Origin of the sequence: Nonomuraea sp. NPDC001831 (assembly GCF_042892035.1) — a bacterium.
GTDB lineage: Bacteria > Actinomycetota > Actinomycetes > Streptosporangiales > Streptosporangiaceae > Nonomuraea.
On sequence record NZ_JBIATU010000018.1, the window covers coordinates 169,519 to 192,405 of the forward strand.

Consider the following 22,887-nt stretch of genomic DNA (forward strand, 5'->3'; position numbering starts at 1 on the left):
TCAACTCGGCGTCCTACATGACATTTCGTGATTCCTCCTCCAGGTGTGCCCGCACACGCGAGCTGTCAAGCGGTCCCGGCACGCGGAACGCGCGCGGGAACGCTCGGCGACGCTCGGCGAGCTCCAGACAGCTCAAGGACGGATGCAGCGATGCACCGCGGCCAGAAAGCCGTCCTCGCAGATCAGGGACCAGATGGTCCTCGATCCGCACCAGGCGGAGCAGCTCGGACTTTGCCGTGCGAACCCTGCAGCCCACACAGGTGCGCTGTGGGGCCGCGTGGCCACCATATTCCAGCTTACCGTGTTGACGCATCTACGGAACCGGCGGCATCCTCGGCTTGTGTGTCAGGCCGGATGTCAATACGCCATCCGGTGAGCCTTGCGGCAAGCCGGGCGTTCTGCCCTTCCTTGCCGATGGCCAGCGAAAGCTGGTAGTCGGGGACCGTCACCCGTGCGACCCGTCCTTCGAGATCGAGAACCTCGACATGGGAAACACGGGCCGGTGACAGCGCATTCCCGACGAACTCGCCCGGATCCTCGGACCAGTCGATGATGTCGATCTTCTCGCCGTGCAGCTCGGTCATCACGTTGCGGACGCGCGAGCCCATCGGGCCGATGCAGGCGCCCTTGGCGTTGACGCCCGGCTTGCGCGAGCGGACCGCGATCTTCGTGCGGTGGCCGGCCTCGCGGGCCACCGCGGCGATCTCCACGGTGCCGTCGGCGATCTCGGGCACCTCCAGCGCGAAGAGCTTCTTGACCAGGCCGGGGTGGGTGCGCGACAACGTCACCGACGGCCCCTTGTGGCCCTTCTTCACCTGCACCACGTAGGCGCGGATGCGCTCGCCGTGCACGTAGTCCTCGCCCGGGACCTGCTCGGCGTGCGGCAGCACGGCCTCGATCTTGCCGAGGTCGACCAGCACCACGCGCGGGTCCTTGCCCTGCTGGATCACGCCCGAGACCAGCTCGCCCTCGCGGCTGGCGAACTCGCCGAAGTTGATCTCGTCCTCGGCGTCGCGGAGCTGCTGCAGGATGACCTGCTTGGCGGTGGTCGCGGCGATCCGGCTGAAGTTGCCCGGAGTGTCGTCGAACTCCCTGACGACGTCGCCCTCGTCGTCGAGCTCGGCTGCCCAGATCGTGACGTGGCCGCTGCCGCGGTCGAGCTCGGCGCGCGCCTTGGGCGCCGCCCCCTCGGTGCGGAAGTAGGCGATCAGCAGCGCGTCCTCGATCGCCTTGACGACCAGGTCGAAGGAGATGTCCTTCTCCCGCTCCAGGCTGCGCAGGACGCTCATGTCGATGTCCACGAGGCTTCCCCCTTAGCCTTCGTCGCCGTCGACGTCGTCGGTGTCGTCGATCCGGCGGAACTCCACCTGCACCCGGCCTCGGGTCAGGTCCTGGTAATCAAGCCGGCGGGCGGAGCCGGCGACGTCGAGGTCGACGCCGCTCTCGTCCGCCGCCAGAACACGGCCCTCCACCACGGTGCCGTCTCTCATCTCGGCCTTCACCAGCCGCTTGGCGGCGCGGCGCCAGTGGCGCGGCTCGGTGAGCGGGCGGTCGACGCCCGGAGAGGAGACCTCAAGGGTGTAGGCGGCCTGTCCCATCACGTCGTCCTCGTCGAGCGCCGTGGAGACGGCCTGGCTCACGTCGGCGATGTCGTCGAGGCTCACGCCGCCGTCGCGATCGACGATCACGCGCAGCAACCGCCTCTTGCCCGCCTGGGTGACCGTGACGTCCTCCAGATCGAGGCCCTCCGCGCCGACCACAGGCTCCAGGAGCTTCATCAGGTGGTCGCGGGGTGATGCGCTGCCCATATCGACCTCCCCTATTGTCATGTCTCAGCCGGGCGGACCTCGCCACTGGCTCTCCGCCGTCTGGCTGCGCAGCCAGCGACGACAGTTGACACCCTATCTGTACGGAGGCACGGGGAGAGCGCCACTCGTCGTGGTCGAGTGGCGGGTCGAGTGGCGAGGCGAGTGGCGGGGCGAGTGGTGGGGCGCCGCCTGACGGCGTTCCCGGGCACCAGCCCGTACGATGCTATCTGCGTCCGCAGTCACCTGGAGCCGTCGCCGTCGGCGCCCCGGTCACTGGGGTCCCTCGTCACCGGGTCCGTAGTCACCGGAGGTCCAAGCCCGTGCGCCCGCGTCACCTCTCCAGGCGAGCCGTGCTGGCGGGCGGAGCGGCCGCCCTGACGGCCTGCAGCGCCTCGGGGCCCGCCGGGCCCGCGACCCCGGCGCCCGACTCGCCCGAGACCGTCCTGCTGCGGCAGGTGGTCGCCGACAAGGAGCGCACGGTCGCCCTCTACTCGGCGCTGATCGCGGGCGGCGCCGACTCCTTGGAGCCCTTCCGCGCCCGGCACCAGGCTCACCTGGCCGAGCTGCGCAAGTACCTGCCCGCGGGCCCGCCGCCCGTCTCCTCGCCCGCCGTCTCCTCGCCCGCCGTCTCCGCGTCCGCATCGCCGGGCGCGTCGCCCGGCGCCACGCCGTCGCAGTCCCCCAGGCCCACGCTGTCACGGCTGCGGGACGTCGAGCGCCGGGCCGCGGGGCAGCGGCCCCGTCAGCTCGCCGGCCTGTCGCCCGGCGTGGCCCAGCTCCTCGCCAGCATCGGGGCGTGCGAGGCGGTCCACGCCGTGTCGCTGCCCAAGTCGTCGTGAACGGGATCGGGATGATGGGGATCGGGATGAACAGCGCCCTGATGGACGGGGACGACGTCGCGAAGCTGCGCAAGGCTCTGGCCGCCGAGCACGCCGCCGTGTTCGCCTACGGGCTCCTGGGGGCGCGCACGACCGGCTCCCTGCGGGACCTGACCGGCGCCGCGTACGAGGCCCACCGGGCCCGCCGCGACCAGCTGCGCAACCTGATCGTCGGCCGCGGGGGCCGGCCGAGCGAGTCGGAGCCCTCCTACGCGCTGCCGTACGTGCCCACGGGCGCCGCGCAGGCCGCCCGGCTGGCCGTGCAGGTGGAGAACGGCGTCACGGCCGCCTATCTGGAGCTGGCCGCCGCCGGCGACCCCGCGCTGCGCAAGTACGCCGCCCTGGCCATGCAGGAGTCGGCGACCCGCGCCTACGCCTTCCAGCCGGCCCCGCCCGCGGCCTTCCCCGGCATGCCGGGCAGCACTCCGCCCCCCACGCCGCCTCCCACGCCGGCCCCGTCCCGCTCCGGCGGCTGACGACACCACGAACGGGCCGGCGCCCGAAGCGGAAGCCGGGACGGCGTCCCGGCCCCGCCACAGGAACCGGGACAGCGGACCGGTCTCATCACGACAGCCGGGACAGCGGCCCGGCCCCCGCACGGGAGCCGGGACGGCGGACCGGTCTCATCACGACAGCCGGGACAGCGGCCCGACCCCCGCACGGGAGCCGGGACCGCGGACCGCCCCCGCGGAGGGCGGGCGGCCCGCGGGGGGATGGGTCAGCGGCAGGCGGCCAGGATGCGGGTGGCGGCCTCTGCGAGGGGGATCTCCTCCTTGACGCCGGTCACCCGGTCGCGCAGCTCGATGACGCCCTGCGACAGCCCGCGCCCGATCACCACGATCGTGGGCACGCCCAGCAGCTCGGCGTCCTTGAACTTGACGCCCGGCGAGACCTGGGCGCGGTCGTCGACGAGCACCCGCAGCCCCTGCGCCTCCAGCTCGCCGGCCAGCTCGAGGGCCGCCTCGACCTGGTTCTCCTTGCCGGTGCCGACGATGTGCACGTCGGCGGGCGCGACCTCGCGCGGCCACACCAGGCCGAGCTGGTCGTGGGCCTGCTCGGCGATGACGGCCACGGCCCGCGAGACGCCGATGCCGTAGGAGCCCATGGTGATGCGGACGGGCTTGCCGTCGGGGCCGAGGGCGTCGAGGCCGGCGGCGTCGGCGTACTTGCGGCCGAGCTGGAAGATGTGGCCGATCTCGATGCCGCGGTCGATGGACAGCGGGGAGCCGCAGCGGGGGCAGGGGTCGCCGGCGCGCACCTCGGCGGCCTCGATCGTGCCGTCGGGGACGAAGTCGCGCCCGGCGACCACGTCGACGGCGTGCTTGCCGGGCTCGTTGGCGCCGGTGACCCAGGAGCTGCCGGTGACGACGCGGGGGTCGACGAGGTAGCGGATGCCGAGCTCGCGCAGGATCTGCGGGCCGATGTAGCCGCGGACGAGGCCGGGGTGGGCGGCGAAGTCGGCGGCCTCGAAGATGGCGGGCTCGCCGGGCGCGAGCGCGGCCTCCAGGCGCTTGAAGTCGACCTCGCGGTCGCCGGGCACGCCGACGATCAGCGTCTCGACCTTGTCGGAGCCGGGGGTGGTGACCTTGACGACGACGTTCTTCAGCGTGTCGGCGGCGGTGACGGACAGGCCGTGGCGCTCGTTGACGTAGGACACCAGGGACTCGATGGTCGGGGTGTCGGGCGTGTCGAGGACCCGCATCGGCGCGGCGCCGTCGAGGTCGCGGGCGGGCGGCGCGGTGGTGGTGACGGCCTCGGCGTTGGCCGCGTAGCCGCAGGAGTGGCAGGCGACGAACGTGTCCTCGCCGGTGGGGGTCGGCGCCAGGAACTCCTCGGAGGCCGAGCCGCCCATCGCGCCCGAGGTGGCGAACACGATCTTGTACTGGATGCCGAGCCGGTCGAACGTGCGGATGTAGGTCTCGCGGTGCTGCTCGTAGGAGCGCTTGAGGCCGTCGTCGTCGAGGTCGAAGGAGTAGGAGTCCTTCATGAGGAACTCGCGGCCGCGCAGGATGCCGGCCCTGGGCCTGGCTTCGTCGCGGTATTTGGTCTGGATCTGGTAGAGCGTGACCGGGTAGTCCTTGTACGAGGAGTATTCGCCCTTGACCATGTCGGTGAAGAGCTCCTCGTGCGTGGGGCCGAGGAGGTAGTCGGCGCCCTTGCGGTCCTGGAGCCGGAACAGGGTGTCGCCGTATTCGGTCCAGCGGCCGGTGGCCTCGTAGTACTCGCGGGGCAGCAGGGCGGGGAAGAGCACCTCCTGGCCGCCCATCCGGTTCATCTCCTCGCGGACGATCCTGGTGACGTTCTCCAGCACCAGCTTGCCGAGGGGCAGCCACGAGTAGATGCCGGGGGCCACGCGGCGGACGTAGCCGGCGCGGACGAGGAGCTTGTGGCTCGGCACTTCCGCGTCTGCCGGGTCGTCCCGCAGGGTGCGAAGAAACAACGACGACATGCGCAGCAACACGGCTACTCCTTGCTCGGGCCTGGATCTGAAGGATTACAGGCTATCGACTCGGGGAGCCGCGCCGCGCGGCGTTAATCGGGCGCGGGTCCTGATCGGCCCGGATCACCGGGCTCATGGCCACCCGCGGCCGGTACGCCGGCTCAGGCCGACAGGGGCAGCCAGCCGCCCACGAAGACGCCCAGGCACAGGGTGAACAGGCCGGCGAAGACGGCCGAGACCGCCAGGGCGCGCACGCGGGCCCGCCGGTTCCTGCGCAGCACCACGACCAGGGCCACGGCCAGCAGCGCGACCACCGTGGCGGGCCCGGGCCAGAACGACTGCTCGCTGTCGATGAAGCCGGGGGTCGCCCGGTCGACGACGTCGGCGATCAGCAGGGCGCCGATCGCGCCCGCGGCCAGGTCGCCCCAGCGGTCCCGCCTGCGGGTGACGTAGGCGAGCAGGCCGAGGCCGACGAGCAGGCCGACCGTCCAGTTCAGCCCGGCGACGCCGCCGCCGATGACGTCGAAGCCGTCCATACCGCGCAACGCGCCCGCGCCCATGGCCGCGACCACGGTGGACACGGCCGCCAGGAACGTGGTCAGCAGCGCCCAGCCGAACCCCGACGCGGTGGCGCCCACGACCAGCGCGAGGGTCAGGTAGGCGTACGGGTCGTAGAGCTGGCCGAGCCATTCCGGGCCCTTGCCGGCGGTGAACATGCCGACGAGGCCGACGGCCAGTCCTGCCAGGAAGGCCGCCAGCACATGGCGTTCCATGCGGCGCAGACGCCGGTCGCATTCGGCGAAGTCGGCGTACTCGATCGCGGTGTGGTTCATCTTCATTCCCTGGTCAATCCCTCCCCCGGAAATGTCTAGGGATGACCGCATCCAGATTATGTATCCATCCACAAAAGGCAAATTTCGGTCATCCGAATCTAAGGCAAGCAATCGCTTGGTTTACGATGCTCGGATGACCCTCTCCGATGAGCTCGGCGCCGTCGTCCGCGCCTACCTCGCCGACCGGCCGGACGCGACCTGGCAGGCGTTCGCGCGGGACGTGGGCGGGGCGGGGCTGCTCGTGCCCGACCGGTACGGCGGCGCGGGCTGCGGCCCGGCCGAGGCGGCGGCCGTGGCCGAGGAGCTGGGTCGCGCGCTGTCACCCCACCCGTTCCTGCAGTCGGCCGTGCTGGCCGTCGGGGCGCTCATGGCCGACGGGGACGAGGAGGCGCGGGCCCGGCTGCTGCCGGAGCTGGCCTCGGGGGCGGCGACCGCGACCGTCGTGCTGCCGGGCGACGGGGAGCTGGTGCTGGCCGACGACCGGCTCTCGGGCACGGTGCCGTACGCGCTGGACGGCGAGATCGTGCTCGTCTACACCGGCGAGCACCTGGTGGAGGCCGCGCCGACGCGGCGGACGGCATACCCGACCATGGACGAGACCCGCCCCCTGACCTCCCTGGCCTTCGACCGCGCACCCGTACGACGGCTGGGCCCGGGGACGTCCTGGGCCCGCGTACGCGACCTCGGGATCGCGGCCCTGGCGGCCGAGCAGACCGGCGGCGCGGCGCGCTGCCTGGAGATGGCCACCGAGTACGCGCGCTCGCGGCGGCAGTTCGGCCGGCCGATCGGCTCGTTCCAGGCGATCAAACACAAGCTGGCCGACGTGCTGCTGCTCGTGGAGTCGGCCCGCTCGGCGGCACGGGCCGCGGCGGAGGCGGCGTCGGGACCGGAGACGGAGGTCTTCGCCGCCGTCGCCGGGTCGTACTGCGCGGAGGCCTACCTGACGGCGGCGGGCGAGAACATCCAGGTGCACGGCGGGATCGGGGTGACCTGGGAGCATCCGGCGCACCGGTACCTCAAGCGGGCCACGTCCGACGCCCAGCTCCTGTGCCCGCCGCGGACGCACCGCGCCCGCCTGGCCGCGCACGTCTTCGGCGAGGCGTGAGGCGGCTCAGCCGCCGAGCAGCTCCTCCCACGGGTGGCGGGTGTTGGTGCGGCGGGTGGTGTCGAGGGCCTCGGCCAGCCGCCACAACCCCGGCCGCGCGCGCACCCGCGCCCGGCCCATGGGGTCGATCGCGCGCAGCTCGAAGCGCACCCCCAGCACCTCCAGCACCGCCGAGCCCGCGCCCGCGGGGCCGGCGGCCGTGAGCGGCGCGCCGCCCGCGTCGCCGACCTGGCCGGCGAGCAGCGCGGCCACCTCCGAGGCGTACGGCCCGTCGCGCCACTCGATGTGCCAGCTCCGGTCGGCGCCGCGCCACCACGTCAGGTCGCGGCACGACTCGATGACGTCGGCCTCGGTCGCGAGGGCGGCCATGACCCGGCCGAAAGCCTCGTAACCGCGCGCGTCGGGGAGCGAGGGACCGTCGTCGCCATGGTCGTGGCCATAGTCGTGGAACGTGCCGTCCTTCGACCGCCGCAGCGCGTGCTTTCGCCTCACGAGCAACCACTCTGATCGGCGGCGCGCCCTTCCCGCAAGTGTTCGGCCCTGATACGCTCTACCAAGCGAGCGCTTGGTTCACTACTTTCGCCGGAGGCGCGATGACGTCCCTACGGATCAGCCTGGGGTACGAACTGGAGGTCCGCGGCCGCACCCGCGGGGTCGAACGACAGGCGTTCCAGAACGTGATCGAGCAGGTCGTCCTCGGCGATCGGCTGGGGTTCGACACGGCCTGGTTCGTCGAGCACCACTTCACCAGGGGCTTCTCCCACTCCTCCGCCCCCGACCTGGTCCTCGCGGCCATCTCGCAGCGCACCGAGCGCATCCACCTCGGGCTCGGCGTGGTGCTGCTGCCGTTCCAGTCGCCCATCCGCACCGCCGAGCGGGTCGCCACCCTCGACGTGCTGAGCGGCGGCCGGGTGGAGTTCGGCACCGGACGCGGCGCCTCCCCCCTGGAGTACCAGGCCTTCCAGCGGCCGTTCGAGAAGTCGCGGCAGATCTGGGAGGACTCGCTGGAGGCCACCCTCGCCATCTGGCGCGCCGACGGCGAGCCGATCAGCAGGTCGAACGAGTTCTTCGAGATCCCCGACGTGGCCGTCTACCCGCGTCCGGTCCAGGAGCCGCACCCGCCCGTGTGGGTGGCCTCCACCTCGCTGGAGGGCTACCTGGCCGCCGCCCGGCACGGCTACAACCTGCTGGGCATGACGATGCTCAAGGGCATCGACGACGTCGCCGCCGACATCGCGAAATACCGGGAGTGCCTGGCCGAGAGCGGTTTCGACCCCGCCTCCCGGCGCGTGGCGCTGATGATCCCCTGGTTCGCCGCCCCCACCCGGGACGAGGCCACCGCCACCGCCGCCGACGCCGTCCTGTGGTACATCCGCCGTCAGGTCAACCTGGTCACCCCGCCCGACTACTACGACGCCCGGCACGCCACCCACCGCGTGCTGGGCCAGCTCGCCGCCGGGATGCCGCCGGAGGAGGCGATGGCCACCCTGCGCGAGCACCTCATGGTCGTGGTGGACGACGTCGAGGGCTCGCGCAAGGCCCTGGCCAGGATCGCCGAGGCCGGCGCCACGGACCTGATCATCCAGGCGCAGGTCGGCGGGCTGGCCCACGAGCGGGTCTGCGAGTCGATGACGCTGTTCATGAACGAGGTGGCCCGTTGACCGCCGCCCGCTGGCTGACCCGCGACGACCTCGCCTCGGCCGCACGCTCCGCCGAAGGGCTGCTGCTCGCGGCGCCCGACCTGTCCAGCGTGTTCCCGCTCGGCACCGAGGACGCCGCCGCCGCGACCGGGCTCACCGCCGCGGCGCTGCGCGCGGCCGGGGTCGGCGGGCGCGACCGGGTCGTGGTGGCCCTCGCCGAGCCCGCGGGCGCGCTGTGGGCCGCCGCCGCCGCGCAGGTCGCGCGGGCCGCCGCCGCCGTCGGGCCGCGCGGCCGCCTGCGCCTGCACCACGCGCTGACCGCGCTCGGCGCGACCACGCTGGTCAGCACCCCGACGGGCGCGATGGACCTGCTGGCCCGCCTGCACCTGGAGTTCCTCCTCGACCCGCTCGACCTCGGGCTCGACCACATCGTCCTGACCGGCGAGATCGCCTCCAGGCGCACGATGGGACATCTGGCCGGCGAGTTCGGCTGCGCGGTCACCGAAGTGCTCGCCAGCCCGTTCGGCGGGGCCGCGCTCGCGTTCAGGGCCGCCGAGGACGCGCCGCTCACGCCGCTCGCGGACGGCGTGCTGGGCCTGGCCTCGCTGACCAAGGACGACCTGGCCGGCCCGCAGGACGCGCTGGCGGAGCTGGTCCTCACGCCGTCCGGGCACTCCACGCTGGGCGACGCCGTGCTCAGGACCGGCCTGGTGGCCAGGGCCGGCGGCTCAGAACTGCCCGCGCCCGCGCACACCGTCGGCGACCACGTGCTGGTCAGGGGCGTGTGGCTGGCGTTGCCGCGGGTCGAGAAGGCGCTGTCGAAGATCGACGGCGTGACTGGCTGGGAGCTGTCGGTCGAACGCCAGGGCACCCTGGACGCCGCCGCCCTGACCGTCTCGTTCGGCCGGGAGAGCCTGGTCAGGAACCCGATGTGGCGGTCGCGGATCGAGCAGGCCGTGCGCGCCCTGACCCCGATCTCGATCGACGTGCGCATCGCCCAGGACGTCCAGGAGACCCCCGTGCCCGGCACGGTGGACGACCGGCGCGGCCACCATCTCGGCCGGGACAGGGCCCTCGTCAGCTAGCGCGACGGAGTAGCCGATGGCATCGATGCCCGACTGGGGGACGCTCCCCCGCATGCTGCGCGACCAGGCCGCACGCCATCCGGACACCGTCGCGGTCGTCGAGGGCGGCGCGCGTGTCACGCTGTCGGAGCTCAGGGCGGGAGCCGCCGAGGTCGCCCGGGGGCTGATCGCCCTCGGCGTGGAGCCCGGCGACCGGGTGGCGATCTGGGGCCCGAACTCGGCGTCATGGGTGCGGCACGCGTTCGGCGTCTGGGACGCGGGGGCCGTCCTGGTGCCGTTGTCGGCGCGGTACAAGGGCATCGAGGCGGCCGGGCTGATCGACCGGACCGGGGTGAAGGTCGTCATCGTCGGCGATCCGCCGCTCGCCGGCCTGCTTCCGCCCATGGACGCCCGGGTGACCGTGCGCGCGGCCGGCAGCCTGGAGGCGGGCGGGGTGAGCGGACGGGCGGCCGAGGAACGGGCGCTGGCGGTCGGGCCCGGCGACCTGTGCGAGATCATGTCCACGTCCGGCACCACGGGCACGCCGAAGGGCGTGATGCTCGACCACGCCCAGGTCCTGCGCGGCTACTGGGACTGGGCGGAGATCGTCACGCTGGACGAGCACGACCGCTATCCGGTGATCGCGCCGTTCAACCACGGGTTCGGGCTGAACGCCGGGCTCGTCGCGTGCGTGCTGCGGCGGGCCACGATGTTGCCGATCCCGGTGTTCTCGCCGGACGCCCTGATGTCGCTGATCTCCGCCGAGAAGGTGACGATCCTGGCCGGGCCGCCCACCCTGTTCGCCCGGATCCTGGACGAGCTGGACCGCGCTGACTGGGACGTCTCCTCCCTGCGGGTGGCCATCTGCGGGGCCGCCTCCGTGCCCGCCACGCTGATCACCCGGCTGGCCGAGCGGGTCGGCCTGGAACGGATGATCAACGCGTACGGGCTGATGGAGGGCACGGTCGTGTCCATGACCCGGGCCGGCGACCCCATCGACGTGATCGCGAACACCACCGGCAGGGCCGTCCCGGGCATCGAGGTCAAGATCGTGGACGACGACGGCAAGGAGGTCCCGCCCGGCCGGCGCGGCGAGATCCTGCAACGCGGCTACGGCGTCATGCGCGGCTACTGGGACGAGCCCGCCAGGACGGCCGAGGTGATCGACGCCGACGGCTGGCTGCACACCGGCGACGTCGGCGTGCTGGACGAGGCGGGCAACCTCGCCATCGTGGACAGGAAGAAGGAGCTCTACATCGTCAACGGGTTCAACGTCTCCCCCGCCGAGGTCGAGGCGCTCCTGCTGCGCGAGGGCTCGCTGGCCCAGGCCGCCGTGGTCGGCGTGCCCGACCCGGTCTCCGGCGAGGCCGGCGTGGCGTACGTGGTGCCCCGCCCGGACGCCCGCGTCACCGCCGGCGCGCTGCTGGCCTGGGCGAAGGCCAACATGTCCAACTACAAGGTGCCCAAGCGCGTCGAGGTGGTGGACGCGCTGCCCGTCAACGTCAACGGCAAGGTCGACAAGCTCGCCCTGCGCGCGCGGGCCGTCGCCGGATAGCGGCGTTTCAGGGGCTGCCATGCGGGGTCCCGTGAGCGAGAATCCGGTTGGAGGGGTATTCACGGGAGACGGGTTCACCCGCGGGCGACCGGGGATACATCGAGCACACGGGCCGGTTGCACCTCCAGGGACGCGTCCTCCGCGTCGCACCTTCACCGGCATGAGGAGGCAGCGTGGCGTTGCACGTGGCGGTCATCGGGTCGGGCCCGGCCGGGATCTACACGGCCGAGGCGCTGGTCAAGCAGTCGGCCGGGCCTGTGCTGGTCGACGTCCTGGAACGGCTGCCCACGCCGTACGGGCTGGTCAGGTACGGCGTGGCGCCCGACCACACCTCGATCAAGTCGATCGCGAACTACCTGCGCAAGGTCCTCGAACTGCCCCAGGTGCGCTTCCTCGGCGGCGTCACGCTGGGCGACCACGTCTCCGTCGCGGACCTGCTCGGCGTCTACGACGCGGTCGTCTACTGCACGGGCGCGATGGTCGACCGGCGGCTCGGCATCCCCGGCGAGGACCTGCCGGGCAGCGTGGCGGCCACCGACTTCGTCAACTGGTACTGCGGCCACCCCGACGTCGATCCCGGCCGCTTCACGCTGGACAGCTCCGAGGTCGCGGTGATCGGCGTCGGCAACGTGGCCGTCGACGTCGTCCGCGTGCTGGCCAAGACCGCCGAGGAGCTGCGGCACACCGACGTGCCCCACGACGTCCTCGACCGGCTGAGCCAGAGCCAGGTCAAGGCGATCCACATGGTCGGCAGGCGCGGGCCAGAGCACGCCAAGTTCACCCTGAAGGAGCTGCGCGAGCTCGGCGAGCTGGCCAACGCCGACGTCTGCGTGCGCCCCGACGAGGCGGCCGTGCTCGGCGCCGACTTCCCGCGCCAGGTCCAGGGCAACATCAAGGTCCTGCAGTCGTGGGCCGGTCGCGAGCCCGTGGGCCGGCCGCGCCGCCTCGACGTGCGCTTCTGGCTGCGGCCGGTGGAGATCCTGGGCGCCGACCGGGTCGAGGGGCTCCGGCTCGAACGCACCCGCCTGTCGGAGGAGGGCCGCGTCGTCGGCACCGGCGAGTACGAGACGCTGCCCGTCGGCATGGTGCTGCGCTCGGTCGGCTACCAGAGCGTCCCGCTGCCCGGCGTGCCGTTCTCCGAGCGGACCATGACCGTGCCCAACGAGGCGGGCCGGGTGCGTCCGCGCGAGTACGTGGCGGGCTGGCTCAAACGCGGGCCGACCGGCGTCATCGGCACCAACAAGTCCGACGCCGCCGAGACGGTCCGCACGCTGCTGGCCGACCTGGAGGGCGGGTCGCCGGAGGGCGGTGCGCCGGCGTCGCGGCCGACGGTCGAGTCGCTGCTGGCCGAGCGGGGCGTGCGGCCGGTGACCTACGACGACTGGCTGGCCATCGAACGGGCCGAGGGCGAGCTGGCCAGGTCGCTCGGCCGGGGCGAACGCGTCAAACTGGTCGGCGTCGACACCATGCTCCGCGCCTGCGCCCACCGGGAATGAGCCCGTACGTGCACGACGAGCCCGTGCCCGGCTTCGCCGAGGTCCACGCGGCGCAGCAGGCTCGGTACCCCATGGCCGAGCCGGGCTGGCAGCCGGTCCACACCGTCTACGTGCCGGCCGACCGGTTCTCCGCCTCGACCGTCGCCGAGTGGGGCGGGCGGGCGCTGTCGCTGGCCGAGGCCCATCTGGAGGCGTTCGCACCCGGCGTGCGCGACCGGGTGCTCGGCAAGCTGGCCCGCGAGCCGGTCGAGGACCTGCGGATCGACTTCGAGGACGGCTACGGCGTGCGCCCGCCCGAGGAGGAGGACGGGCACGCCGAGCGGGCCGCGCGGGCCGTGGCCGCCCTGCACGCCGCCGGGACCCTGCCGCGGCGGTGGGGGCTGCGGGTGAAGTCGTTCGCCGACGGCGACCCGGCGAGGTCGGTGCGCACGCTCGGCGGCTTCCTGGCCGCGGTGCTGGAGCGGGCGGGCGAGCTGCCGGCGGGGTTCACGGTGACGTTCCCGAAGGTGCTGATGGAGGAGTACCTCGGGCAGTTCGCGGGCGTGCTGGAACGGCTGGAGGCGCGGCTCGGCCTGGCCGGGCTGCGCTTCGAGATGCAGGTGGAGGCTCCCCAGACGCTGCCCTTCCTGCGGGCCGAGCTGTCCGGCACGCTCGGCGGGCGGCTGGCCGCGGCGCACTTCGGCGTGTTCGACTACACCGCCGCCATCGGCCTGCCGCCGCACGAGCAGCGGCTCGACCATCCGGCCTGCGACCACGCCAGGCACGTGATGCAGACGGCGTTCGCGGGCACGGGCGTCGAGCTGTCCGACGGCTCGCTGGCCGCCGGGCCCGCCTCCGACCGGGCGGACGACGTCCACGCCCTGTGGGGCAGGCACGCCCGGCTGGTCGGCCACTCCCTGGCCCATGGCTTCCACCAGGGCTGGGACATGCATCCGGCGCAGCTCGTCAGCAGGTTCGCCACCGTCTACGCCTTCCACCTGGCCCATTACGACTCCTACCGGGAGCGCGTACGGGCCTGGGAGGAGCGGCGGGCGGCCGGGGGCGGCGTCATGGATGAGCCGGCCACCGTCAGGACGCTGGCCGCCGCCCTCCGCCGCGCCGACGCGGCCCTGGGCCCCTGAGGGCCGTGGCGGGAGGGCTCAGTCACGCTCGACCAGGGAGCGCCACTGCCGGACCAGCCGCCACTCGACGGGGTCCGTCCAGCTCGCCCGTACGGCCGAGCCCACGTGGAAGGCGCGGATGCCGTAGTCCAGCAGGTCGGGCACGTGCGCGGGCTTGAGCCCGCCGCCGGCCAGGATGATCGACCCGTCGCCGGCCTCGGCCCTGGACCTGAGCGTGGACAGCCCGGCGCCGACGCCCTGGGGCGAGCCGGAGGTGAGCACGGTGGCCAGGTTGGGCAGCAGCCGCACGGCCCGCCAGGACGCCTGCACGTCGGCGGCGTGATCGACCGCGCGGTGGAAGGTCCACGGGAGCGGCGAGACGGCGTGGATGAGCGCCTCGGTGGCCGCCAGGTCGACCACGCCCGCGCCGTCCAGGAAGCCGAACACGAACCCGGCCGCGCCGGCCTGCGCGAGCGCCTTGGCGTCGCGGCGCAGCCGCTCCAGGACCTCGGGGTCGGCGGTGAAGTTGGCCGCGCAGCGGAGCATCACCATCTGGGGCAGGGGGCACTCCGCGGCGATCGCGGCGACCGTCTCCGGTGCAGGGGTGAGCCCGTCGGCCGCCATGTCGGCGACGACCTCCAGGCGGTCGGCGCCGCCCTGCTCGGCGGCCACGGCGTCGCGCACATTGAGCGCGATCACCTCAAGGAGGGATCCGGTCATGGCAAAGAGGTTATATGGCGCTCTGTCCACTTGCGCCGGAAACGCACGTGCCCATCGGGGCCGCGGCGGTACATGCCGGCGAGGTGACCTGCCGCCTGGCGCGAGACGGCGCGCGACCACCGGCCGGACCCGGCCGCCTTCCGGACCGGATCCGGCCAGAGGGGTTCGCTAGGCGCTGATCAGCTCCGCGACCGTCAGGTCACGGAAGGCCGTCGTGGTCAGGTCGCGCGACGGCCGCTGGAACAGGGCCCCGGACGAGCGGTGCGGCAGGTCCACCGTGCGGACGTGCCGGAAGCCGCGCATGCGGTAGTACTCCTGCAGCCGCGGGTTGGCCTTGGCGCAGTCGAGCCGGAGCCAGGGCAGCCCGGCGGAACGGGCCGCGGAGCAGGCCCAGTCGAGGAGCGCGTCGCCGAGCCCGCTGCCGGACCACGGCCTGGCCACGGCCAGCTTGTGGACGTAGAGCGCGGCCCCCGGGTCGTCGGCCGGGGTCCAGAACTCCGGGTCGGCGTTGCCGTCGAGGGCGATGGTCGCCACGGGCGGGGCCTGGACGTCGGGGTCGAGATAGCGCAGTTCGTCGTCGAGCAGGTACAGGACCCGCTCCTCGATGAGCGGCTCGATCCGCTCGGGGCCGAATCCCTGCCGCGGCCACTGCCGCACTCCCTGGGTGTGCAGCCACTCGGCGGTGTCCGCGAGAAGCCGGAGCACGCCGGGAAGGTCCGAGGGCTCCGCGCGCCGGAGTGCGAGGGGGTGAAGGAGGGTGTTTGTGTGCATAATACAGCCCTTCGATGCGTTGGGTGCCCGTGCCGACACACAGCGTGATGACGCAATGTCGCGCAGGGGCGATATGGGTCCTCAACCCGATATATATGGATAAATGGCGATTTAGGGGAGTATGCACGACTCCCCTAGGCCAGCGAGGCGGCTTTCTCGCTGCGCCCGGCCGGCGGGATCACCCCTTCAACCGAGCCCGTCAGCGGCGACGATCGAGCTCGTATCTGATCAGATGTTTGTCGGCGGGCAGCACCGACACAGCGACACGCACTGGCATGTCGGCCCCGTCGTATCCGACTCGGACGTAGACCATGACTGGCGTGCCGAGTTCGAGTTGGAGGCGCTCGGCCTCCTCCTGGTTGGGCATGCGGGCCCAGATGTCGTCGACGACGCGTATCTGCGCGTGCCCGAGTTCTTCCAGAACCCTGTTCGCCCCGCGCGCGATGTCTCCGGGCCTGGCGATCTCGGAGTCGGCGACCAGATCACGGGGGAAGTAGGAGTCGTTGGTGTTGTACGGCTGGCCGTCGACGAACCGCAGGCGGCGACGCACGACCGCCAGCTCTCCGTCGGCCAGTTCCAGCCTGCTGGCGATCTCCTCGACGGGAGAAACCGTCAGCACTTCAATGTACTGGCTCGGCGCCCGGCCTTCCTGCGCAACGGCGTAGGCGAAGGCCTCCTTCAGTTCACCGGTGGGCTGCGGCTCCAGCTCGCGCTGCGGGTAGATGAGCAGCGGCCTGCGGTCGCGGACCACCGTGCCGCGCCTCGGCGTGCGCGTGACCAGCCCCTCGTTGACGAGCTCCCCGAGAGCCAGCCTGACGGTGTTCCTGCTCACCCCGTGGTCTTCCATGAGCTGTGCCTCGGTCGGCAGCTGCGCCCCGGGGCCGAGGACACCCGAGTAGATGGCTCGACGCAATTCCGCCGCCACCTGCTGATACAGCACCGACCTTGCCACTTTCACCCCTTTTGTTCCAACAATTTAGACGATCTGGTTCTAGCAGGCCACAACCCCTTGACCGAAGCCCCTCGACCGGCCCATCATCCATTCGTTGGTACAAATCCATCTAAAGGCCGGTGAGGGGGTGGAGGCCAAGTGTTGCCGGTTCACTCGGACACGCCGTTCCTGCCCTGGCAGGACCCCCGCGAAGCAACTCGTTTACTGCGTTACGCGTTGCGCCGCGACGGGTTCTCCCACAAGCACCAGAGCAAGGGAAAGGCATTGTCCGTGCTCTCGGTGTCGACCGAACTGACCGTGTGGTGCATAGACGGATCCTTTGTCTGGAACGAGGAGGGTGGCGCCCCCGTCACGCACCCCATCGATGACCCTGTCGGTGCGGCTCGACGCAGCACCGTTCGTCACCGGCGGCACGTGCCTTCGCACACCCCCACCGACTCCGTGCGCGAACTCGCGGCTTAGGACTCCATCCCTCGCCGGAGTCCTGGCGTCGCCGCGCACGGGGCAGGAAGCGCGTCCTGGCGGGTCCCCCACGCCCGCCAGGACGCGCCTTCCTCCGAGAGGGACCTGTCTTGCGCCGCCGTACCGCCCCCGCGCCCGGAGGGCTGCGCGCCGTCCGACGCGGGCCCGGGCCGGCGGCAGGAGTCAGCGGTCGTGACCTCGGTGTCACGTCTGTCGCCGAGTCGCTACCGCACACGTACGCCGCCACGTCCGGGTCGCCTCCATGGTTGACGCCTCAGCTTCATCATCAACCCTCACGGGCCAACCTGTAGGCACCTTCGCAATGGTGGGACTGGTGGGATTTTCCGGTACGAATCGAAAGTCCGGCTCCGGACCGATCAGCGGGAGGATGTGCGCTCGGGCGAATGGGCATCCGCGTCCCCGTCCAGGGGCTCCCAGTCGAGCAGGGTCAGCCGGTCGTCGACGCGCGTGCGCACCCCTCGTACGCGCTGGCCGGGCAGCGGCTCGGGCGCGGCGCCGCGCCAGTTCCCGTGCACCAGGCAGCCGGGCACGGCGTCCAGCCGGACCATCACCACGACGTACGGCTCCTCCGTTGCCCCCGGCAGGAAGGCCCGGCGGTTGACGATCCAGCTCTCGACCACGCCCTCGGCCGGCACCGGAAGCCACCGCCACGCCTCGCCCCGGCAGGACGGGCAGAAGGCCCGCGCCGGGAAGCGCGCGGTGCCGCAGCCGTCGCAGCGCTGCACCGCGAACCCCTCCCGCGCCAGGCGCTCCCACCACTCGGCGGAGTCGCGGTCGGGCTCGGGGCGGGGACCGTAGGGCATGGGTCACGACCTCCTGAGGATCAGCGCGGAGGTGGCGGGCAGGATGTAGCCGGGCTGGGCGGTCGAGAGCGCCACCTCGGCGCCGGGCACCTGCCGGTCGCCGGCCTCGCCCCTGAGCTGGGCGACCGCCTCGGCGACGTGGTTGACGCCGTGCACGTACCCCTCCGACAGGAAGCCGCCGTGGGTGTTCACGGGCAGCTCGCCGTCCGGGGCCGTGGCGCCCGACTCCACGTACGGGCCGCCCTCGCCCTTGGCGCAGAAGCCGTAGTCCTCCAGCTGCACGATCACCGAGTACGTGAAGCAGTCGTAGATCTCGGCCACGTCCACGTCGCCGGGCCCGAGGCCGGCCTGCGTGTACAGGCGGGGGGCCAGGGCGGCGGCCGCGGTCACCGTGGGATCGGCCGGGCCCGTGCCCGACAGGTGGGACGTGCCGCCGCCCCAGGCCGCCGCCGAGATCAGGACGGGGTGGCGGCGCAGGTCGCGGGCGCGTTCGGCGGTGGTGACGACGAGGGCGCAGGCGCCGTCGGTCTCCAGGCAGCAGTCCAGGAGGCGGAACGGCTCGGCGATCCACCTGCCGGCCAGGTAGTCCTCCAGCGTGATCGGGGTGCGCATGAGGGCCCGCGGGTTCTTGACCGCGTTGGCGCGCTGGGTGACCGCGACGCGGCCGAAGTGCTCGGGCCTGGTGCCGTACCGCAGCATGTGGGCGCGGGCGTACATGGCGTACTGCTGCGGCGGGGCGACGTAGCCGTACGGGGCCTGGTACTGGACCTCGGGGCTGACCGGCACCCCACGCCCGGTGCCGCCCATGCGGAACTCGGAACGGGCGTTGATCGCGCGGTAGCAGACGACGGTCTCGGCCATCCCGGTGGCCACGGCCAGGGCGGCCTGGCCGACGACGGCGTGCGAGACGCTGCCGCCGCCGAACTGGTCGAGGTGCCAGGCGAGGTCGGGCAGGCCGAGGGCGGGGGCCACCAGGGAGGGCGGGGCGGAGTCGCCGACGCGGTGGGTGGCCAGGCCGTCCACGGCGTCCGGGGGCAGGCCGGCGTCGTCGAGGGCGGCCAGGACGGCCCGGCAGGCCAGGGTGAGGGTGCTGACGCCCGAGTTCTTGGTGAAGGGGGTGTAGCCGATCCCCGCGATGGCGGTCACGTCCCGAAAATCAAGCAAGCGCTTGGGCACATAGATCACGCTAAACCCACCTTTTTCACCATGTCAACCGCGAATGACCCGGCCGCCGGAAGGCGGGCGGCAGCCGCAGCGCACTACGGGCGGGTTGACAGGGTTTCCGGAACGAGCCTAGTGTCCAAGCAAGCGCTTGGTATGTATGATGGGCGCAGTCGGTGACGAGGAGGCGGACCCCATGAGCACACACGCTGCCCGGCTCATCGCGCCGGACGGCTGTCGCGGCCTTCCGACGCCCTACCAGCGCAGCAGGACTCGTAACGGAGCCGCCATGCCGCCCGGCCCAGCACAGCACAACGGGAACGGCCACATCGACGGCCGCCGGTTCCGCCAGGTCCTCGGCAGGTTCGCGACCGGCGTGGTGGCGATCACCGCCCTCGACCCGGCGAACGACCAGCCGTGCGGCCTGGCGGCCAACTCCTTCACCTCCGTCTCGCTCGACCCGCCGCTGGTGGCCTTCTGCGTGGCCCACACCAGCACGAGCTGGCCCCGGGTGCGCGGCGCGAAGGTCGTCACCGTCAACGTGCTGGCCGAGCACCAGCAGGCGGTCTGCGCGCAGATGGCGGCCAAGGGCGGCGACAAGTTCGCCGGCCTGGCCTGGACCGGCTCCCCCGGCGGCAACCCGGTGCTCGAAGGCGCGCTGGCCTGGCTCGACTGCGTGATCGAGGCCGAGCACCCGGCCGGCGACCACATGATCGTGGTGGCCCGGGTGCTGCAGCTCGACACGCACGCCGACGGCGGCCCCCTGGTCTTCTTCCAGGGCGGCTACGGGGGATTTGTTGAGCCTTCGTGAGCAGGCCCGCGCCTGGCTGGAGGAGAGCCTGTCCGGCGAGTTCGCGCACGTCCGCGGTCTCGGCGGGCCCGGCAGGGAGCACGAGGGGCACGACCTGCGCCTGGCCTGGGAACGCCGGCTCGGCCAGGCGGGGTGGACCTGTCTGAGCTGGCCCGAGCGGTACGGCGGCCGGGCCGCCTCCCTCGACGACCAGGTCGCCTTCTACGAGGAGTACGCCAGGGCCGGCGCCCCCGCCCGGGTCGGCCTGATCGGCGAGGGGCTGATCGGCCCGACCATCCTGGAGTTCGGCACCGACGAGCAGAAGGACCGGTTCCTCCCGCCGATCCAGCGGGGTGAGGAGCTGTGGTGCCAGGGCTACTCCGAGCCCGAGGCCGGGTCCGACCTGGCCAACGTCCAGACCAGGGCGCGGCTCGAAGGCGACGAGTGGGTGATCACCGGGCAGAAGGTCTGGACGTCGCTGGCCCACGTCGCCGACTGGTGTTTCGTCCTGTGCCGGACCGAGGAGGGCTCGCAGCGGCATCGCGGGCTGTCGTACCTGCTGGTGCCGATGGGCGGGCCGGGCGTCACCGTGCGTCCGATCAGGCAGCTCACCGGCACCTCCGAGTTCAACGAGGTGTTCTTCGACGGCGCCCGCACGGCGGCGGGGAACCTGCTCGGGGCGCCGGGCGACGGCTGGCGGGTGGCCATGGCCACGCTGGGCCACGAGCGCGGCGCGTCCACGCTGGGGCAGCAGATCGGGTTCCGGCGGGAGCTGGCCGAGGTGATCGCGACCGCCCGGCGGACCGGGGCGGCCGAGGACCCGGTGCTGCGCGACCGGCTCGTCCGGTCGTGGCTGGAGCTGGAGATCATGCGGCTGAACGCCCTGCGGATGCTGGGCCCGAGCCCGGGTCCTGAGGCGTCGATCGCCAAGCTCTACTGGTCGGAGTGGCATCGCCGGCTGGGCGAGCTGGCGCAGGAGGTGCAGGGGAAGGCCGGGCTCGTGGCGGCGGGCGGGCTGAACGACCTGCAGCGCTTGTATTTGTTCAGCCGGGCGGACACGATCTATGCCGGGTCGAGTGAGATCCAGCGGAACATCATCGCCGAGCGCACTCTTGGACTCCCCCGCTGATTGGAGCACGGATGGCACCGCCCTATCCGAAGTCGCACGGTCTGCTCGACGGCAAGGTCACGCTGGTGACCGCCGCCGCGGGCGCGGGCATCGGCTACGCCACCGCCAGGCGCTGCGCCGAGGAGGGGGCGACGATCGTCCTGTCCGACCGGCACGAGCGCCGCCTGGCCGCCGCCGCCGACGCGCTGACCGAGCTGACCGGCGTCAAGCCTCTGGCGGTCCCGTGCGACGTGACGTCGGAGCCGCAGGTGCTGGCGCTGTTCGACGCGGTGGTGGAGGCGCACGGCCGGCTCGACGTGATGATCAACAACGCCGGCCTCGGCGGTACGGCCCCGCTGGCCGAGATGACCGACGAGCAGTGGCACACGGTCCTCGACGTCACCCTCAACGGCACCATGCGCTGCACCAGGGCGGCGGTCCGGCACATGATCGGCCAGGGCTCGGGCGTGATCGTCAACAACGCCTCGGTGGTCGGCTGGCGGGCGCAGCGCGGGCAGGCGCACTACGCGGCGGCCAAGGCCGGGGTGATGGCGCTGACCAGGTGCGTCGCGCTGGAGGTCGCCGAGCACGGCGTACGGGTGAACGCGGTGGCGCCGTCACTGGCCGTGCACCCCTTCCTGGCGAAGGTGACGAGCGAGGAGCTGCTGGCGGAGCTGGCCGCCAAGGAGGCGTTCGGGCGGTCGGCCGAGCCGTGGGAGGTGGCCAACGTGATCGTCTTCCTGGCCAGCGACTACTCCTCGTACATGACGGGCGAGACCGTCTCGGTGTCCTCGCAACATCCCTGACCTGGCCCTGTCAGGGAGAATTCGGGGTAGGCGGCGGGCATCGGGCGGGCTACCGTCCGTTGCATGGGCACACGCTCCTCCTTCCTGCTCGACGTCCTGATCAGCGAGTTCGGCGAGTCGATCAAACGCGACCCGGCCGCCTTCCGGCGCAAGTTCCGCAAGATGGCGGCCTCCCCCTTCGCCTTCTACCGGGGCAGCGCCGGCCTGTTCTACGCCGACCTGACCGGCGACTTCGCCGACGGCTCCTACCTCGACGAGCCCACGGGCCGGGTCTGGATCCACGGCGACCTGCACGCCGAGAACTTCGGCACGTACATGAACGCCTCCGGGGTGCTGGTCTTCAACGTCAACGACTTCGACGAGGCCTACGTCGGCCCCTACGTCTGGGACCTCAAGCGCTTCGCCGCCAGCGTGGCGCTGATCGGCTACGCCAAGGCGCTGTCGGACGAGACGATCAGCGTGCTGGTGACCGAGTTCGCGCGGGCGTACCTGACCGAGCTGCACGGCATCGCGACCGGCGGCGACGACGCCATCGGCTCGCTCACCCTGGAGACCACCGGCGGCGTGCTGCACCGGGTGCTGCAGACGGCGCGGCTCAGCACGCGGGTGGCGATGCTCGACGTGGAGACCGTGATCGACGACTACGACCGGCGCTTCGCCCTCATGGACGGCCGGGAGGAGGTCGACGCCGCGACCCGGGAGAAGGTGCTGGCGGCGTTCGAGGGCTACCTGGGGACGCTGCCCACGCCGTCCAGCCCGGTCGAGCACGTCGTCAAGGACGTGGCGCTGCGCAAGGGCGTGGGCATCGGGTCGGCGGGGCTGCCGTCGTACAACCTGCTGCTGGAGGGGCGTTCGCAGGCGCTGGAGAACGACGTCATCCTCTACATGAAGCAGGCCCAGGCGCCGGCCGTGGCCCGGTACGTCGACAACGAGAAGGCGGCCTCCTACTTCCTGCACCAGGGCCACCGCACGGCCGAGTCGCAGCGGGCGCTGCAGGCCTACGCCGATCCCTGGCTCGGGTACGCCTCGCTCGACGGGGTGGGCCAGCTCGTGGCCGAGGTGTCGCCGTACTCGGCCGACCTCGACTGGGACGACGTCAACGAGCCCGACGAGCTGCGTTCCATCATGCGCGACCTGGGACGGGCGGTGGCGCGCATGCACTCGGTGGCCGACGACGAGTCCAGCCACGACCTGGTGGACTTCTCGACGGAGGAGGCGATCGTGGCGGTCATCGACGGCGATCAATCCGGATTTATCGGCATGCTGGTGGATTTCGCCCACCGATATGGGGCACAGGCCCGTGAAGACCATCAACGGTTCGTCGACCTGTTCAGGAACGGTCGCCTGCCCGGCCTGTGAGCCCTCGCGGCGGCC

The 22,887-nt window shown here is 72.4% G+C and carries 23 protein-coding genes; 12 read left to right on the forward strand and 11 right to left on the reverse strand.

From position 1 onward, the window contains the following. Positions 1-13 precede the first annotated feature (13 nt). From ACFYYW_RS40540 to rimP, 3 genes are read right to left on the reverse strand one after another with little or no spacing between them, the layout of a single operon-like run. A complete protein-coding gene (locus ACFYYW_RS40540; RefSeq protein WP_352319852.1) occupies positions 14-313 on the reverse strand; it encodes a YlxR family protein in 300 nt (99 codons plus the stop codon). After that, positions 297-1,301: a transcription termination factor NusA gene (nusA, locus tag ACFYYW_RS40545; RefSeq protein ID WP_352319854.1), complete on the reverse strand. Its 1,005-nt coding sequence runs from the start codon at positions 1,299-1,301 to the stop codon at positions 297-299. The genes ACFYYW_RS40540 and nusA overlap by 17 nt, the downstream gene beginning before the upstream one ends. A gap of 12 nt (positions 1,302-1,313) precedes the next feature. Next, positions 1,314-1,808 carry a ribosome maturation factor RimP gene (gene rimP / locus ACFYYW_RS40550; protein WP_352319856.1) on the reverse strand — a complete coding sequence of 165 codons (495 nt, stop codon included), beginning with the start codon at positions 1,806-1,808 and terminating at the stop codon, positions 1,314-1,316. A gap of 320 nt (positions 1,809-2,128) precedes the next feature. Here rimP and ACFYYW_RS40555 point away from each other — a divergent pair, with 320 nt between their 5' ends. Together ACFYYW_RS40555 and ACFYYW_RS40560 are read left to right on the forward strand one after the other, a co-directional pair. Next, complete coding sequence (locus ACFYYW_RS40555) at positions 2,129-2,647, forward strand: hypothetical protein (RefSeq protein ID WP_387657654.1); 519 nt, start codon at positions 2,129-2,131, stop codon at positions 2,645-2,647. A gap of 26 nt (positions 2,648-2,673) precedes the next feature. Further along, complete coding sequence (locus ACFYYW_RS40560; RefSeq protein ID WP_387657657.1) at positions 2,674-3,162, forward strand: ferritin-like domain-containing protein; 489 nt, start codon at positions 2,674-2,676, stop codon at positions 3,160-3,162. Between the two features lie 242 nt (positions 3,163-3,404). Here ACFYYW_RS40560 and ACFYYW_RS40565 read toward each other — a convergent pair whose 3' ends face one another. Both ACFYYW_RS40565 and ACFYYW_RS40570 read right to left on the reverse strand, forming a co-directional pair. Next, on the reverse strand, positions 3,405-5,147 hold the full coding sequence (locus ACFYYW_RS40565; protein ID WP_387657660.1) for a proline--tRNA ligase: 1,743 nt from the start codon (positions 5,145-5,147) through the stop codon (positions 3,405-3,407). A gap of 140 nt (positions 5,148-5,287) precedes the next feature. Further along, positions 5,288-5,959, reverse strand: coding sequence for a hypothetical protein (locus tag ACFYYW_RS40570; RefSeq protein WP_387657662.1), 672 nt, complete (start codon positions 5,957-5,959; stop codon positions 5,288-5,290). Between the two features lie 133 nt (positions 5,960-6,092). On the opposite strand from ACFYYW_RS40570, the gene ACFYYW_RS40575 reads away from it, so the two are divergent. Continuing rightward, positions 6,093-7,064, forward strand: coding sequence for an acyl-CoA dehydrogenase family protein (locus tag ACFYYW_RS40575; RefSeq protein WP_387657665.1), 972 nt, complete (start codon positions 6,093-6,095; stop codon positions 7,062-7,064). A 6-nt stretch (positions 7,065-7,070) separates the two neighbouring features. Here the strand turns inward: ACFYYW_RS40575 and ACFYYW_RS40580 are convergent, their stop codons facing one another. After that, complete coding sequence (locus tag ACFYYW_RS40580; RefSeq protein ID WP_387657668.1) at positions 7,071-7,556, reverse strand: hypothetical protein; 486 nt, start codon at positions 7,554-7,556, stop codon at positions 7,071-7,073. Between the two features lie 101 nt (positions 7,557-7,657). Here ACFYYW_RS40580 and ACFYYW_RS40585 point away from each other — a divergent pair, with 101 nt between their 5' ends. The 5 genes from ACFYYW_RS40585 (at position 7,658) to ACFYYW_RS40605 (ending at position 13,940) form a co-directional block, all read left to right on the forward strand. Further along, positions 7,658-8,725: an LLM class flavin-dependent oxidoreductase gene (locus ACFYYW_RS40585; protein ID WP_352319869.1), complete on the forward strand. Its 1,068-nt coding sequence runs from the start codon at positions 7,658-7,660 to the stop codon at positions 8,723-8,725. Next, complete coding sequence (locus tag ACFYYW_RS40590; protein ID WP_387657671.1) at positions 8,722-9,789, forward strand: hypothetical protein; 1,068 nt, start codon at positions 8,722-8,724, stop codon at positions 9,787-9,789. Before ACFYYW_RS40585 ends, ACFYYW_RS40590 begins: the two co-directional genes overlap by 4 nt. Before the next feature lie 16 nt (positions 9,790-9,805). After that, entirely contained in the window at positions 9,806-11,323 is a 1,518-nt protein-coding gene (locus tag ACFYYW_RS40595) for an AMP-binding protein (protein WP_387657674.1), read from the forward strand. A 173-nt stretch (positions 11,324-11,496) separates the two neighbouring features. Beyond that, on the forward strand, positions 11,497-12,819 hold the full coding sequence (locus tag ACFYYW_RS40600; protein ID WP_387657677.1) for an FAD-dependent oxidoreductase: 1,323 nt from the start codon (positions 11,497-11,499) through the stop codon (positions 12,817-12,819). Positions 12,820-12,827: 8 nt separating this feature from the next. Then, positions 12,828-13,940 (forward strand): DUF6986 family protein, encoded by a 1,113-nt coding sequence (locus ACFYYW_RS40605; protein WP_387657679.1) that lies wholly within the window; start codon positions 12,828-12,830, stop codon positions 13,938-13,940. Between the two features lie 18 nt (positions 13,941-13,958). Here the strand turns inward: ACFYYW_RS40605 and ACFYYW_RS40610 are convergent, their stop codons facing one another. The 5 genes from ACFYYW_RS40610 to ACFYYW_RS40630 form a co-directional block, all read right to left on the reverse strand. Next, positions 13,959-14,639, reverse strand: coding sequence for a copper homeostasis protein CutC (locus ACFYYW_RS40610; RefSeq protein ID WP_387657682.1), 681 nt, complete (start codon positions 14,637-14,639; stop codon positions 13,959-13,961). 168 nt (positions 14,640-14,807) lie between these two features. Beyond that, positions 14,808-15,344: a GNAT family N-acetyltransferase gene (locus ACFYYW_RS40615; RefSeq protein WP_352319881.1), complete on the reverse strand. Its 537-nt coding sequence runs from the start codon at positions 15,342-15,344 to the stop codon at positions 14,808-14,810. 265 nt (positions 15,345-15,609) lie between these two features. Then, the gene (locus tag ACFYYW_RS40620) at positions 15,610-16,350 is read right to left on the reverse strand and encodes a GntR family transcriptional regulator (protein WP_352363150.1); all 741 of its coding nucleotides are present in this window, start codon (positions 16,348-16,350) and stop codon (positions 15,610-15,612) included. Positions 16,351-17,201: 851 nt separating this feature from the next. Then, positions 17,202-17,648, reverse strand: a complete 447-nt coding sequence (locus ACFYYW_RS40625; RefSeq protein WP_387657686.1) for a Zn-ribbon domain-containing OB-fold protein — start codon at positions 17,646-17,648, stop codon at positions 17,202-17,204. Between the two features lie 3 nt (positions 17,649-17,651). After that, positions 17,652-18,812 (reverse strand): acetyl-CoA acetyltransferase, encoded by a 1,161-nt coding sequence (locus tag ACFYYW_RS40630; RefSeq protein WP_387657720.1) that lies wholly within the window; start codon positions 18,810-18,812, stop codon positions 17,652-17,654. A 286-nt stretch (positions 18,813-19,098) separates the two neighbouring features. Here ACFYYW_RS40630 and ACFYYW_RS40635 point away from each other — a divergent pair, with 286 nt between their 5' ends. The 4 genes from ACFYYW_RS40635 to ACFYYW_RS40650 all read left to right on the forward strand — a co-directional run bounded on the left by ACFYYW_RS40635 (position 19,099) and on the right by ACFYYW_RS40650 (position 22,872). Further along, positions 19,099-19,620 carry a flavin reductase family protein gene (locus ACFYYW_RS40635; RefSeq protein WP_387657723.1) on the forward strand — a complete coding sequence of 174 codons (522 nt, stop codon included), beginning with the start codon at positions 19,099-19,101 and terminating at the stop codon, positions 19,618-19,620. After that, positions 19,607-20,728, forward strand: coding sequence for an acyl-CoA dehydrogenase family protein (locus ACFYYW_RS40640; RefSeq protein WP_352319889.1), 1,122 nt, complete (start codon positions 19,607-19,609; stop codon positions 20,726-20,728). Before ACFYYW_RS40635 ends, ACFYYW_RS40640 begins: the two co-directional genes overlap by 14 nt. Positions 20,729-20,739: 11 nt before the next feature. Further along, positions 20,740-21,513 (forward strand): SDR family oxidoreductase, encoded by a 774-nt coding sequence (locus ACFYYW_RS40645; protein WP_387657689.1) that lies wholly within the window; start codon positions 20,740-20,742, stop codon positions 21,511-21,513. A 63-nt stretch (positions 21,514-21,576) separates the two neighbouring features. After that, positions 21,577-22,872 (forward strand): DUF2252 domain-containing protein, encoded by a 1,296-nt coding sequence (locus ACFYYW_RS40650; RefSeq protein WP_352319893.1) that lies wholly within the window; start codon positions 21,577-21,579, stop codon positions 22,870-22,872. Positions 22,873-22,887: the final 15 nt, after the last annotated feature.

Coding starts and splice junctions, on each gene's coding strand:
- ACFYYW_RS40540 (WP_352319852.1), bottom strand. CDS start 313: ATGCGTCAACACGGTAAGCTGGAATATGGTGGCCACGCGGCCCCACAG.
- rimP (WP_352319856.1), bottom strand. CDS start 1,808: ATGGGCAGCGCATCACCCCGCGACCACCTGATGAAGCTCCTGGAGCCT.
- ACFYYW_RS40560 (WP_387657657.1), top strand. CDS start 2,674: ATGAACAGCGCCCTGATGGACGGGGACGACGTCGCGAAGCTGCGCAAG.
- ACFYYW_RS40570 (WP_387657662.1), bottom strand. CDS start 5,959: ATGAACCACACCGCGATCGAGTACGCCGACTTCGCCGAATGCGACCGG.
- ACFYYW_RS40575 (WP_387657665.1), top strand. CDS start 6,093: ATGACCCTCTCCGATGAGCTCGGCGCCGTCGTCCGCGCCTACCTCGCC.
- ACFYYW_RS40585 (WP_352319869.1), top strand. CDS start 7,658: ATGACGTCCCTACGGATCAGCCTGGGGTACGAACTGGAGGTCCGCGGC.
- ACFYYW_RS40595 (WP_387657674.1), top strand. CDS start 9,806: ATGGCATCGATGCCCGACTGGGGGACGCTCCCCCGCATGCTGCGCGAC.
- ACFYYW_RS40610 (WP_387657682.1), bottom strand. CDS start 14,639: ATGACCGGATCCCTCCTTGAGGTGATCGCGCTCAATGTGCGCGACGCC.
- ACFYYW_RS40625 (WP_387657686.1), bottom strand. CDS start 17,648: ATGCCCTACGGTCCCCGCCCCGAGCCCGACCGCGACTCCGCCGAGTGG.
- ACFYYW_RS40635 (WP_387657723.1), top strand. CDS start 19,099: ATGCCGCCCGGCCCAGCACAGCACAACGGGAACGGCCACATCGACGGC.
- ACFYYW_RS40645 (WP_387657689.1), top strand. CDS start 20,740: ATGGCACCGCCCTATCCGAAGTCGCACGGTCTGCTCGACGGCAAGGTC.
- ACFYYW_RS40650 (WP_352319893.1), top strand. CDS start 21,577: ATGGGCACACGCTCCTCCTTCCTGCTCGACGTCCTGATCAGCGAGTTC.